The 12,702-nt window shown below is 69.7% G+C and carries 8 protein-coding genes; 4 read left to right on the top strand and 4 right to left on the bottom strand.

Going from position 1 to position 12,702, the window contains the following annotated elements; genetic code table 11:
- The first annotated feature begins 134 nt into the window (after positions 1–134).
- From acnA to BGO91_RS07865, 4 genes are all read left to right on the top strand, one after another.
- Complete coding sequence (gene acnA, locus BGO91_RS07880; protein WP_290472228.1) at positions 135–2,963, top strand: aconitate hydratase AcnA; 2,829 nt, start codon at positions 135–137, stop codon at positions 2,961–2,963.
- A 78-nt stretch (positions 2,964–3,041) separates the two neighbouring features.
- Positions 3,042–4,979 carry a 1-deoxy-D-xylulose-5-phosphate synthase gene (dxs, locus tag BGO91_RS07875; RefSeq protein ID WP_290472227.1) on the top strand — a complete coding sequence of 646 codons (1,938 nt, stop codon included), beginning with the start codon at positions 3,042–3,044 and terminating at the stop codon, positions 4,977–4,979.
- 57 nt (positions 4,980–5,036) lie between these two features.
- Entirely contained in the window at positions 5,037–5,432 is a 396-nt protein-coding gene (locus tag BGO91_RS07870) for a MerR family transcriptional regulator (protein WP_290472226.1), read from the top strand.
- An 18-nt stretch (positions 5,433–5,450) separates the two neighbouring features.
- Positions 5,451–6,431, top strand: coding sequence for an aldo/keto reductase (locus BGO91_RS07865; protein ID WP_290472225.1), 981 nt, complete (start codon positions 5,451–5,453; stop codon positions 6,429–6,431).
- A gap of 79 nt (positions 6,432–6,510) precedes the next feature.
- On the opposite strand, the gene BGO91_RS07860 is transcribed toward BGO91_RS07865, so the two are convergent.
- Genes BGO91_RS07860 through BGO91_RS07845 form a run of 4 tightly spaced genes read right to left on the bottom strand, consistent with a single transcriptional unit; the run spans position 6,511 to position 12,618 of the window.
- The gene (locus tag BGO91_RS07860) at positions 6,511–9,477 is read right to left on the bottom strand and encodes a glycoside hydrolase family 2 TIM barrel-domain containing protein (RefSeq protein ID WP_290472224.1); all 2,967 of its coding nucleotides are present in this window, start codon (positions 9,475–9,477) and stop codon (positions 6,511–6,513) included.
- Positions 9,477–10,400, bottom strand: a complete 924-nt coding sequence (locus tag BGO91_RS07855; RefSeq protein ID WP_290472223.1) for a carbohydrate ABC transporter permease — start codon at positions 10,398–10,400, stop codon at positions 9,477–9,479. Before BGO91_RS07855 ends, BGO91_RS07860 begins: the two co-directional genes overlap by 1 nt.
- The gene (locus BGO91_RS07850; protein ID WP_290472222.1) at positions 10,397–11,284 is read right to left on the bottom strand and encodes a carbohydrate ABC transporter permease; all 888 of its coding nucleotides are present in this window, start codon (positions 11,282–11,284) and stop codon (positions 10,397–10,399) included. Before BGO91_RS07850 ends, BGO91_RS07855 begins: the two co-directional genes overlap by 4 nt.
- Positions 11,281–12,618 (bottom strand): sugar ABC transporter substrate-binding protein, encoded by a 1,338-nt coding sequence (locus tag BGO91_RS07845; protein WP_290472221.1) that lies wholly within the window; start codon positions 12,616–12,618, stop codon positions 11,281–11,283. The genes BGO91_RS07850 and BGO91_RS07845 overlap by 4 nt, the downstream gene beginning before the upstream one ends.
- Positions 12,619–12,702 lie beyond the last annotated feature (84 nt).

The raw sequence follows: 12,702 nt of genomic DNA, 5'->3' as shown, positions 1-12,702 counted from the left end.
TAGATTTTATCTTGACGTCAAGATAAATCCCGGCGCCGACGACTTAGGCTTACCTTGCTGGAAACACGCTTCGACGGACAACCAAGATGGATGAGGCTCGCGTTACATCGCCTGCCGATGAAGGAGAGGGCAACGTGTCAGCGACTACAAGTTCCGCGTTCGGCAGCTTCGGTGCGAAGAGCACCCTGACGGTCGGTTCGAAGGATTACACGATCTTCCGGATCGACACCGTGGACGGCTACAAGAGGCTGCCGTTCAGCCTCAAGGTTCTGCTGGAGAACCTGCTCCGCACCGAGGACGGCGCGAACATCACCGCCGATCACATCCGCGCCCTCGGGTCGTGGGATCCGGCCGCCGAGCCGGACACCGAGATCCAGTTCACCCCGGCCCGCGTCATCATGCAGGACTTCACCGGCGTGCCCTGCATCGTCGACCTCGCCACGATGCGCGAGGCGGTCTCCGCCCTGGGCGGCGACCCCAAGAAGATCAACCCGCTCGCGCCGGCCGAGATGGTCATCGACCACTCCGTCATCGCCGACCTCTTCGGCCAGGCGGACGCGCTCGAGCGCAACACCGACATCGAGTACGAGCGCAACGGCGAGCGCTACCAGTTCCTGCGCTGGGGCCAGACCGCGTTCGACGACTTCAAGGTCGTCCCGCCGGGCACCGGCATCGTCCACCAGGTGAACATCGAGTACCTGGCGCGCGTCACCATGACCCGCGAGGTCGGCGGCGAGCTGCTGGCCTACCCCGACACCTGCGTCGGCACCGACTCGCACACGACGATGGTCAACGGCCTCGGCGTGCTCGGCTGGGGCGTCGGCGGCATCGAGGCCGAGGCGGCCATGCTGGGCCAGCCTGTCTCCATGCTCATCCCCAAGGTCGTCGGCTTCAAGCTGACCGGCGCCATCCCGACCGGTGTGACCGCGACCGACGTCGTGCTCACCATCACCGAGATGCTGCGCAAGCACGGCGTGGTCGGCAAGTTCGTCGAGTTCTACGGCGCCGGCGTCGCGGAGGTCCCGCTGGCCAACCGCGCCACCATCGGCAACATGAGCCCCGAGTTCGGCTCGACCGCCGCCATGTTCCCGATCGACGACGTGACCCTCGACTACCTGCGCCTCACCGGCCGCAGCGAGGAGCAGGTCGCCCTGGTCGAGGAGTACTCGAAGGCGCAGAGCCTGTGGCACGACCCGGAGACCGAGCCGGTCTTCAGCGAGTACCTCGAGCTCGACCTCTCCACCGTCGTCCCGTCGATCGCCGGGCCGAAGCGTCCGCAGGACCGCATCGAGCTCAGCGAGGCGAAGGACCAGTTCGAGAAGGACCTGACGAACTACGCTGACGTCTCGCACGACCTGGTCGACCTGACGATCTCGGAGTCGTTCCCGGCCTCCGACCCCGGCGAGCTGAGCCCGGAGGACACGCGGAGCACCCACGAGCACCACCACCACAGCCACGCGCCGAAGACGGCGTCGAGCCCGACGCCGGTGACCATCGCCGAGAGCGGCGCCTCGTTCACGCTGGACCACGGCGCCGTCGCGATCGCGGCGATCACCTCGTGCACCAACACGTCGAACCCGTCCGTGATGCTGGCGGCCGGCCTCCTGGCCCGCAACGCGGCGAAGAAGGGCCTCACCTCCAAGCCGTGGGTCAAGACCACCCTCGCGCCGGGATCGAAGGTCGTCACCGACTACTACGAGAAGGCGGGCCTCACCGGCTACCTCGAGGACCTCGGCTTCTACACGGTCGGCTACGGCTGCACCACCTGCATCGGCAACTCGGGCCCGCTGATCGACGAGATCTCGCAGGCCGTCAACCAGAACGACCTCGCCGTCACCGCGGTGCTCTCGGGCAACCGCAACTTCGAGGGCCGCATCAACCCCGACGTCAAGATGAACTACCTCGCGAGCCCGCCGCTCGTGATCGCGTACGCCCTCGCCGGGTCGATGAACTTCGACTTCGAGGTCGACGCCCTGGGCAAGGACCAGGACGGCAACGACGTCTTCCTCAAGGACATCTGGCCGGACGCCGCCGAGGTGCAGGAGACGATCGACTCCTCCATCAACGAGGGCATGTTCACCCACGAGTACGCGAGCGTGTTCGAGGGCGACGAGCGCTGGAAGTCGCTGCCGACCCCGACCGGCTCGGTCTTCGAGTGGGACGAGAAGTCGACCTACGTGCGCAAGCCCCCGTACTTCGACGGCATGACGCTCGAGACGACCCCCGTCTCCGACATCTCCGGCGCCCGCGTGCTGGCGAAGCTCGGCGACTCGGTCACGACCGACCACATCAGCCCGGCCGGCAACATCAAGGCCGACAGCCCCGCCGGCCGTTACCTCGACGAGCACGGCATCGACCGCAAGGACTTCAACTCCTACGGCTCGCGCCGCGGCAACCACGAGGTGATGATCCGTGGCACCTTCGCGAACATCCGCCTGAAGAACCAGCTCCTGGACGGCGTCGAGGGCGGCTACACCCGCGACTTCACCCAGGAGGGCGGCCCGCAGTCGTTCATCTACGACGCGTCGCAGAACTACCAGGCGCAGGGCACCCCGCTCGTGATCTTCGGCGGCAAGGAGTACGGCTCCGGCTCGTCGCGCGACTGGGCGGCGAAGGGCACCAGCCTCCTCGGCGTCCGCGCGGTCATCACCGAGAGCTTCGAGCGCATCCACCGCTCGAACCTCATCGGCATGGGCGTCGTCCCGCTGCAGTTCCCCGCCGGGGAGAGCTGGGCGTCGCTCGGCCTCGACGGCACCGAGGTCGTCTCGATCTCGGGCCTGGAGGAGCTGAACGAGGGCCGCACCCCGAAGACCGTGCACGTCGTCGCCGAGCCCAGCGCGGACTCGCCCGAGGGCAAGCAGACGATCGAGTTCGACGCGGTCGTCCGCATCGACACCCCGGGTGAGGCGGACTACTACCGCAACGGCGGCATCCTGCAGTACGTGCTCCGGAGCCTGGTGTAACCAGACCGTTGTCAAGGGGAGGCTCGGAATCGCCGGTTCCGAGCCTCCTCTCGATTCAGCGGCCCTACACTCGAATTCATGAGCATCCTCGAAACGATCCACGAGCCGCGCGATCTCGATCGGCTCACGGACCGGGAGCTCGTCCAGCTCGCCGCTGAGGTGCGCGCGTTCCTGATCGCCAACGTGGCCAAGACGGGCGGGCACCTGGGGCCCAACCTGGGCGTTGTGGAGACGACCATCGCCATCCACCGCGTGTTCGACTCCCCGCGCGACGCGATCGTCTTCGACACCGGTCACCAGTCGTACGTGCACAAGCTCCTCACCGGGCGTCAGGACTTCTCGCAGCTGCGCCAGAAGGGCGGCCTCGCCGGCTACCCGCAGCGCTCGGAGTCGGAGCACGACATCGTCGAGAGCTCGCACGCCTCCTCGTCGCTCTCCTGGGCGGACGGCATCTCGCGCGCCTTCCAGATGACCGGCCAGAACGACCGGCACGTCATCGCGATGGTGGGCGACGGCGCCCTCACCGGCGGCATGACGTGGGAGGCGCTCAACAACATCTCCGACGACAACAGCCGCCGGCTGATCATCGTCGTGAACGACAACGGCCGCTCCTACGCCCCGACGATCGGCGGCATGGCGCGCTTCCTGAACACGGTGCGCACGCGCCGTGCCTACCGCAACCTCTACCTGACCAGCCAGCGCGCGTTCGACAAGCTCGGCGCCCCGGGGCGCTCGTTCTACCGCGGCGTCCGCGGCGGGCTGCACGGGTTCCTCAGCCGGTTCTCGAACAACGAGGCGCTGTACTCGAACCTCGACATCAAGTACATCGGGCCGGTGCACGGCCACGACATCCAGGCCATGCAGGAGGCCCTCCTCCAGGCGAAGAACTACGGCGCCCCGGTGATCGTGCACGCGATCACCCAGAAGGGACGCGGCTACGAGCCCGCGCTCCGGGATGCGGCGGACCAGTTCCACGCCGTCGGGCAGATCGACCCCGAGACCGGCGAGCCGATCGACAGCTCGAGCAAGCCCAGCTGGACCGGCGTGTTCGCGGACGAGATCGTCCGGCTCGCCGAGAAGGATCCGAAGCTGGTCGGCATCACGGCCGCCATGCTGCGCCCGACCGGTCTGCACAAGTTCGCCGAGCGCTTCCCGGACCGCGTGCACGACGTCGGCATCGCCGAGCAGCACGCCGCGACGAGCGCTGCCGGCCTCGCCTTCGGCGGCCTGCACCCGGTCGTCGCGATCTACGCGACCTTCATCAACCGCGCGTTCGACCAGGTGCTGATGGATGTCGCCCTGCACAAGGCGGGCGTGACGTTCGTGCTCGACCGCGCCGGTGTGACCGGACCGGACGGCCCGAGCCACCACGGCATCTGGGATCTGGCGATCCTGCAGGTCGTGCCCGGCATCCGTCTGGCTGCACCGCGTGACGCGACCCGCTTCCGCGAGGAGCTCGCCGAGGCCGTGGCCGTCGACGACGGGCCGACCGTCCTGCGGTTCCCGAAAGGGAGCGTGCAGCCGGACATCCCCGCCGTGCGTCGGCTGGAGGACGGCGTCGACGTGCTGCGCGACGACGAGCGCAAGGACGTGCTGCTTGTCGCCGTCGGCCCGATGGCCGACCTCGCGCTGAAGGTCGCCGACGGGCTGGCCGCGCAGGGCATAGGCGCGACCGTCGTCGACCCGCGCTGGGTCGTCCCGGTACCGAAGAGCGTCCTGTCCCTCGCCGCGGACCACCGCATCGTCGTCACCATCGAGGACGGCATCCGCGTCGGCGGCATCGGCACGCGCGTCCGCCAGGACCTGCGCGAAGCCGGCATCGACACCGCCGTGGACGAGCTGGGCCTGCCCGACGAGTTCATCGACCACGCGACCCGCGAGCAGATCCTCGAGGAGGCCGGACTCACGGCGCAGAAGATCGCCCGCGACCTCGTCGCGCAGGTCCTCGGCAGTCGCGTGCCCATTGCGCGTCCCCTGCCGGAGCAGGAGCTCACGCGCCGCAACTCGGAGGCCTGACACGATCCGGCCGGCGCAGGTTGACTTCGAGCGCACTCGAAGTCCTATCGTGGCGGTATGACCGACAGCATCACGGCGATGTCGATCTCCGACATCGCCGAGCGCACCGGGCTCTCCACGCACACCCTGCGCTACTACGAGCGCGAGGGTCTCATGCTGAGCCCCGTCGAGCGCGCGTCCTCCTCTCACCGCCGGTATTCGGAGGCCGACCTCACCTGGGTCCTGTTCCTCACGAAGCTGCGCTCCACCGCGATGCCCATCGCCGTGATGCGCCGCTACGTGGAGCTCGCCCGGCTGGGGGAGTCCACCACCGCCGAACGGCTGGAGCTGCTGCTCCTGCACCGCGGTGCGGTCGCGCGGCAGCTGGAGGAGATGACGGCGAGCCTCGCCGCCATCGACTACAAGATCGGTCTCTACGAAGACACCGTCTCCGCACGACTGTCTCCACGCTAAGAAAGGGAAGTCGAACGCATGAAGAAGACCACTCTCGGAACCGAGAAGTTCGAGGTCTCACGCCTGGGCCTCGGCTGCATGGGCATGTCCGCGTTCTACACGGGCGCCGGTCAGGACGACGCGGGTTCGATCCGGACGCTGCACCGCGCGATCGACCTCGGTGTCACGTTCTTCGACACGGCCGAGATCTACGGCCCGTACGCCAACGAGGAGCTGCTCGCCCGCGCCTTCGCGGACGGCCGGCGCGACCAGGTCGTGATCGCGACCAAGTTCGGCACGATCCTGCACCGACAGAACGATGAGCGCGGCCTCGACGGGTCCGCGGAGAACGTGCGCCTCTCGGTCGAGGGGTCGCTGAAGCGCCTCCAGACCGACCGCATCGATCTCTACTACCAGCACCGGATGGACCCCGGAACGCCGATCGAGGAGACGGTGGGCGCCCTCAAGGAGCTCATCGAGGAGGGCAAGATCCTCCACTACGGTCTCTCGGAGGCCGCACCCGAGACGATCCGCCGGGCGAACGCCGTGCATCCCGTGACCGCCGTCCAGACGGAGTACTCGCTCTGGACGCGCGACCCCGAGGAGGGCGTGCTGCCGACCGTCCGCGAGCTCGGCATCGGTTTCGTGCCGTATTCGCCGCTCGGCCGCGGGTTCCTCACCGGGACCATCCGCTCGCTCGACGAGCTCTCGCCGGACGACTTCCGCCGGTTCAACCCGCGCTTCGAGGGCGACAACCTGGAGGCGAACATCCGCATCGTCGAGCAGGTCGACGCCGTGGCGCGGGAGGCGGGGGCGACGGCCGGGCAGGTCGCGCTCGCGTGGCTGCTCGCGAAGGGTGAGGACATCGTCCCCATCCCGGGCACGCGTCGTGTCGAGAACCTGGAGCAGAACGTCGAGGCGGTGGATGTGCAGCTGAGCCCCGAGCAGCTCGAGCGGCTCGACGCCGTCGCCGCCCCGGTCGGCGACCGCTACGCGGACATGACGCCGCTCAACCGCTGACCCTTCGACCGACAGGACGCGGCACGCCGCTTCGCCCGGTGCGAGGCGGCGTTCCGTGTCTTTCGGAGGTGGCGCGCCCTCAGCCGCCGAAGCGGACGCGGAGGGTGCGGGCCTCGGGGCGCAGCGAGAACTCCGGCCACACGTCGGGGCCGCACGCGCGCGAGCCGAGGCCGTGCTGTGCCGCGTCGAGGAAGAGATACGTGGTCTCGGACGCGGGAAGCTCGTGCGGGTGCGCCGCCGCGGCGATCTGCTGCGGGGTGTGGCGCGTGAGCACGAAGCCCGGGAGGCGTCCTCGGCCGTCCGGGAGGGCGCGGAGCGCGAGACCGCCGACGGTGAGCTCCCGCACGGCCGAGCGGTGGCCGGTCTCCTGCGGCCGTGCGTAGGGCACGGAGAGGTCGTCGACCGTCGCTGCATAGCGCCCGAGCCGCGCCGACCGGATGCTGTCGGGATACGACTCCCGCGGCCCGAGCCCGAACCATTCGGCGCCCGTGATCGGCTCGCCGTCGTCGGGGAGGTCGAAACGCACGCCGACGCGCGGCCACACCGTCGGCCAGCCGGCCGACGGCTCGACCTCGACGCGCAGCTCCAGCCGGTCGCCGACCAGGGTCCAGAGCGTCTCCACCGTCAGCGAGAGGGCGGAATCGGCCGCGGAGACGCGGGTGAGCGTGCGGAGGGCGCCGGGCGCCTCCTGGACCGCGACCTGCCGATGCACGAGCCGGTCGAGGCCGTGCGCACGCCAGAGTGAGGCGCTCGACACGCCGGGCACCGCGCCGTCGCTGCCCGCCGGGTCGCTGTAGGCGCCGCCCTCGTCGTTGTCGGTCGGCGCGCGGAACAGCTCGAGTCGCGGCCCGCTCACGGCGCGACCGGCGAGTTCGATCAGGCGCCCGCCCTCGAAGACGGCGGAGCCGAGGGCGAGGGTGCCCTCCGCGTCGCGCCAGCCCGTGACCCGCGGAGCGGTCGGTGCCGTGCTGCTCAGCGGCCGAGGCGTGCGGTCGTCCTGGGCCGAGGCCACGACGTGCCCCTCGGGCGCCCACGGGGTCGCGGTGGCGAGGACCGCCTCGACCGTCAGCCAGGTCTCCGCGTCCGGTGCGACGGGGAGGCCGGGGAGCTCGACGCGCACGGACGAGCCGGCCGCGATCGACGGCACGGCGAGCACGCCGCTCGCGGCGACCCGGCCGTCGTGCTCGGCCCGCCAGTCGAAGCGCAGGTCATCGGTGGGCGCGCTGTGCCGGCGGTTCTCGATGGTCACCCCACCGGTCCGGTCGAACGCGAACCGCACGGGAGCGGCGACCTCGGCGAACTCGTACAGTCCCGGGGTGGGGGTGTCGTCGCTCAGCACCATGCCGTCCATGACGAAGTTGCCGTCGTGCACCACCTCGCCGAAGTCACCGCCATAGGCGTAGTAGGGCGTCCCGTCGGCCGTGCGGGTCAGGATGCCGTGGTCGCGCCACTCCCATACGAAACCGCCGTGCAGGCGTGGATGGGCGTCGACGAGGGCCTCGTACTGGTCGAGAGCGCCCGGGCCGTTGCCCATCGCATGCGCGTACTCGCAGAGGATGAAGGGTTTCGTGCGCTGGCGGGCCCCCTGGGCGGGCGTGCAGCGCAGGAGGGGAGCCGTGGAGCCGTCGGTGCCGATCTGCTCGGTCTCCGGCACGGTCGAGTACATCCGCGAGTACACGTCGGTGTAGTCGCCCGTGTAGTCGCCCTCGTAGTGGACGGGGCGGCCGGTGTCGCGCGCGTGCACCCAGGCCGACATGGCTGCGAGGTTGGCGCCGGTGCCCGACTCGTTGCCGAGGGACCACATCACGATGCTGGGATGGTTCTTGTCGCGCTCCACCGTCCGCTCGATCCGGTCGAGGTAGGCGTCGCGCCACGCCGGGTCATCGCTGGGGTTGCCGATCCAGCCGTTCTTCTCGAAGCCGTGGGTCTCCAGATCGCACTCCAGGATCACCCAGAACCCCAGCTCGTCGGCGAGGTCGAGGAGGCGCGGGTGCGGCGGGTAGTGGCTGGTGCGGATGGCGTTGACGTTGAACCGCTTCATGCGCGCGAGGTCCTCCCGCGCGTGCGGCTCGTCGAAGACGCGGCCGCGCACCGGGTGCGCCTCGTGCCGGTTCATGCCGTGGAAGACGACGCGCTCGCCGTTGACGAGGAACCGGTCGCCGCGGATCTCGACGGAGCGGAAGCCGAGCCGCAGGCTCACGGTCTCGCCGGTGGAGGCGACGGTCGCGTCGTGGAGGCGCGGGTTCTCGGCGGTCCAGGGCTCGACCGGCCCGACCTCGATCCGCCCGACCTCGCTCCGGCCGGCCCACACCGCCTCCACGCCGAGCGACGGGATGCGGAGAGCGACGGGGAAGGCGCTGTCGTCCGCCGTGACCTCCGGCTCGATCCAGCCGGCGCCGTCCGCCCAGCCGGTGCGCAGCCAGACGTCCCGGAGGCCGTCGGAGGGACGCGCGACCAGCGTCACATCGCGGAAGATGCCCGGCAGCCACCACTGGTCCTGGTCCTCGAGGTAGCTCGCGGGAGACCACTGGTGCACCCGCACGGCGAGCAGATTGGTGCCGGGCTGCACGACGTCGGTGACGTCGAACTCCTGCGCGAGCCGGCTGCCCGTGGCGATCCCCACCTCCGTGCCGTTCAGCCACACCCGGTACAGCGACTCCACCCCGTCGAAGCGCAGCACGACGCGCGCACCCGCGGGCCAGTCGCCCGGCAGCTCGAACGTGCGCCGGTAGTCGCCGGTCGGATTCTCGTCCGGGACGTGCGGCGGGTCGAGTGGGAAGGGGAACTGGACGTTCGTGTAGATCGGCCGGCCGTACGCGCCGTCTCCCTGCAGCACCCAGTGCGCCGGGACGGGGAGTTCGTCCCAGCCGCTGTCGTCGAGCCCGACCTCGGCGACGTCGTCGGGCAGCGCGGCCGTGGGGGAGAGCCGGAACCGCCAGGCTCCGTTGAGCGACAGGGCCGGGGCGTCGCTCTGCAGCCACGAGCGCGGAGCCACGCGCGCCCCGCTCCCGGGTGCGGTGTCGTGGAGGTAGGCGGGTGCGAGCACTATTTCACGGATCCTTCGGTGAGGCCGCCGCGCCAGAACCGCTGGAGCACGATCATGGCGATGGCGAGGGGGATGATCGACAGCAGCACGCCGCCGGTGGTCAACTCGTAGAACTCCGGCAGGCGGTCGGTCTGCGAGCGCCAGGAGTTCAGGCCCAGCGTGATCGGGTACAGCCGCTCGTCGGAGAGCATGACGAGCGGCAGGAAGTAGTTGTTCCAGATCCCGACGAGCTGGAACAGGAAGACGGTCACGAGGGCGGGCGTCATCACGCGCAGCCCGACGGTGTGGAAGATGCGCAGCTCGCCCGCTCCGTCGAGCCGTGCCGCCTCCAGGAGCGCCGTGTCCACCGTCGCGTCGGCGTAGATGCGGCAGAGGAACAGCCCGAACGGTGACACCAGCGAGGGCAGCAGCACCGCCCAGTAGGTGTTCGCCAGACCGAGCTCGCTGAACAGCAGGAACAGCGGGAGCGCCGTCGCCGTGCCGGGGACGAGCACGCCGCCCAGGATCAGCCCGAAGACGAAGCCGCGCCCCCGGAACGCGTACTTCGACAGCGCGTAGCCCCCGGCCGCGGCGAAGTAGGTCGCGAGCAGGGCGCCGACTCCCGCGTACAGCACCGAGTTGAGGAACCAGCGCAGGAAGATGCCGTCCTGGAAGTTCAGGACCTCGGCGAGGTTGTGCCAGAGGGCGAAGTTCCCGGAGAACACGAACCCGTTGGTCGCGAACAGATCCTGCGTGGTCTTGGTCGCGGCGACGACGACCCAGTACACGGGGACCAGGAAGTACACCGCGACCACGACGAGAATTGCGGTGACCAGGATGCGCGTGCCGGACCGGCGCCCGGCCGAGCGGTCGTGCGCCGACCGCGGTGCCTGCGCGCCGACGGAGAACGTGGGCGTGGGGTCGGTGGTGTCGGTCGTCGTCATCGGGACCTCCGGTTGGACAGGCGCAGGAAGGCGAACGATAGCAGGAAGGCCACGAGTGCGATGAGCACCGACTGCGCCGCCGCGACGTTGTAGTCGTTGTAGGCGAACGCCGTCGTGTACGCGCTGAGGTTGGGGGTGTACTCGCTGTCGATCGCCGGCGCGACGGACTGCAGCACCTGCGGCTCGGCGAAGAGCTGCAGCGTCCCGATGATGGAGAACACGATCGTGAGCGTCAGCGCGGGCCGGATGAGCGGCAGCTGGATGCTGCGGGCGACCCGGAACGGCCCGGCGCCGTCCACCTTCGCCGCCTCGTACACCTCGGTCGGGATGGACTTCAGCTGCGCGATGATGATCATCATGTTGTAGCCGGTGTAGGTCCACGTGACGATGTTCGCGATCGACCAGAGCACCGTGTTCGGCCCGAGGAAGTCGAGCTGCAGCCCGAACGCGGAGCCGAGGTCGACCAGCGGGCTCAGCCCCGGCACGTAGAGGAACGACCACAGGATGGTCGCGATGACGCCCGGGATCCCGTACGGCAGGAAGTACACCGCGCGGAACAGCCCGGGCCAGCGGACGGAGGCCGACTCCAGCAGGAGGGCGAGCACGGTGCAGAGCGCGATCATCACCGTGACCTGCACGACGCCGAAGAGCAGCATCCGGCCGATGGAGGCGATGAAGTTGGGGTTGCCGAGCGCCTGCGCGTAGTTCGCGAACCACGCGAACTGGGTCGTCACGCCCTTCTCGCCGAAGACGCCCGAGCGGGTGACCGTGGTGAAACTCGAACCGATCGCCACCACGATGGGCAGCAGGAAGGTCAGGACGAACAGCGCCAGGAAGGGGGCGAGGAGCGTCCACGGCGCCCAGGTCGTGCGCGTGCCCTTCACGAGCGGGCCTTCTCGATCGTCAGGCCCTTCTTGCGGAACGCGTCGATGATGGACTTCTCGCTCTGCGCGAGGGAGTCCACGAGCGTCTGGCCGCCCGGCTTCTTGCGGAAGCCGTCCGCCAGGATGTTGAACGACTGCTGCGTGATCGGCCACCACGACCAGTCGGGGTTCTGCTCCGTGGATGCGGGAAGGAACACCTCCTCGTTGTAGCTCTGGCCGCCGAACCACGCCGACGGCTTCGTGCGCTCGGCCCCGATGTAGTCGGCGTCCGGCGACCAGCCGATGCCCGAGTGTTTGATCATCGCGTCGATCCCCTCCGGGCTGGTCGTCATCCAGACGGCGAACTCCATCGCCTCCTTCGGGTGCCTGCTGTTCGCGAGCACTGCGGCGGTCGAGCCGCCGAGGGCACTGGAGCCGTAGCCGGAGTCCCACCGGGGGAGCGGAGCGACCCGCCACTTGCCCTCGCCGCCCGAGACGCCCTGGAGCAGGGCGTCGCCCCAGCTCGCACTGGCGCAGCCGGCGATCGTGCCCTTCGCCGCCGCCGCGAACCAGCCGGTCGAGAAGTCGCCGTAGCCGGTCTGCAGGATGCCGGCGTCGATGGCGGTGTCGAAGAACCGCGCGGTCTGCAGCGTCGCGTCGTCGGTCATGTCGATCAGCCAGCGGTCGCCGTCCACACGCAGCCAGGATGCGCCGGCCTGCCCGGCCAGCGCCGCGAACCACGACGGGTCCGAGTAGTTGAAGGCGTCGATGAAGATCCCGGCCTTCTTCAGCTCCCGGCCCGTCTCCGCCCACTCGTCCCAGGTGGCGGGTGCGCCCGCGCCGACCTTCTCGAACAGATCCGGCCGGTAGTAGAGCGCCATCGGGCCGGAGTCCTGGGGGATGGCGTAGACGCCGCCCACGTAGCTCACCTGGCTCCACAGCGTCGGGTCGTAGCGGGTGGCGTAGTCGGCGGCGCCGTACCGGGCGAGATCGACGAGGCCGTTCACGAGCATGAACTCGGGGACGCTCCGCAGCTCGATCTGCGCGAGGTCCGGGCCGCCGCCGGCGGCGAGGGCCGAGTAGAGCTTCTGGTAGCCGCCGGCGTTGCCTCCGGGGATCCAGACCGCCTCCACCTGGACGTCCGGGTGCGACGCGTTCCACACGTCCGCGACCTTCTGGAGGTCTTTGAGCCAGGCCCAGTAGGTGAGGGTGATCTTCTCGCCGCGGGCAGCCGCTCGGATGGGCGGGGCGGTGTTGACCGACGTCGTGCCCGGGGTGGAGCACGCGGACAGGAGCGCCGTGGTCGCGGCAGCGGCGCCGAGACCGAGCAGGGATCGTCGTGTGAGGTCCGTCATTTCCTTCACTTCGTCGTGGCGGGAATCGGTTACGATCGACGTTAGCCGAAAGTAATGCAGGTGACCTAATTTGATGCGGTCCGA

Origin of the sequence: Leifsonia sp. 71-9 (assembly GCF_001898805.1) — a bacterium.
Taxonomy (GTDB): domain Bacteria; phylum Actinomycetota; class Actinomycetes; order Actinomycetales; family Microbacteriaceae; genus Leifsonia.
The sequence above is the reverse complement of the archived record's forward strand: the minus strand, read 5'-3'. Positions and strand labels throughout refer to the sequence as shown.

Bases quoted from the DNA above. Each gene is read 5' to 3' on its own strand.
- dxs (WP_290472227.1), top strand. From the start codon at position 3,042: ATGAGCATCCTCGAAACGATCCACGAGCCGCGCGATCTCGATCGGCTC.
- BGO91_RS07870 (WP_290472226.1), top strand. From the start codon at position 5,037: ATGACCGACAGCATCACGGCGATGTCGATCTCCGACATCGCCGAGCGC.
- BGO91_RS07865 (WP_290472225.1), top strand. From the start codon at position 5,451: ATGAAGAAGACCACTCTCGGAACCGAGAAGTTCGAGGTCTCACGCCTG.
- BGO91_RS07855 (WP_290472223.1), bottom strand. From the start codon at position 10,400: ATGACGACGACCGACACCACCGACCCCACGCCCACGTTCTCCGTCGGC.
- BGO91_RS07845 (WP_290472221.1), bottom strand. From the start codon at position 12,618: ATGACGGACCTCACACGACGATCCCTGCTCGGTCTCGGCGCCGCTGCC.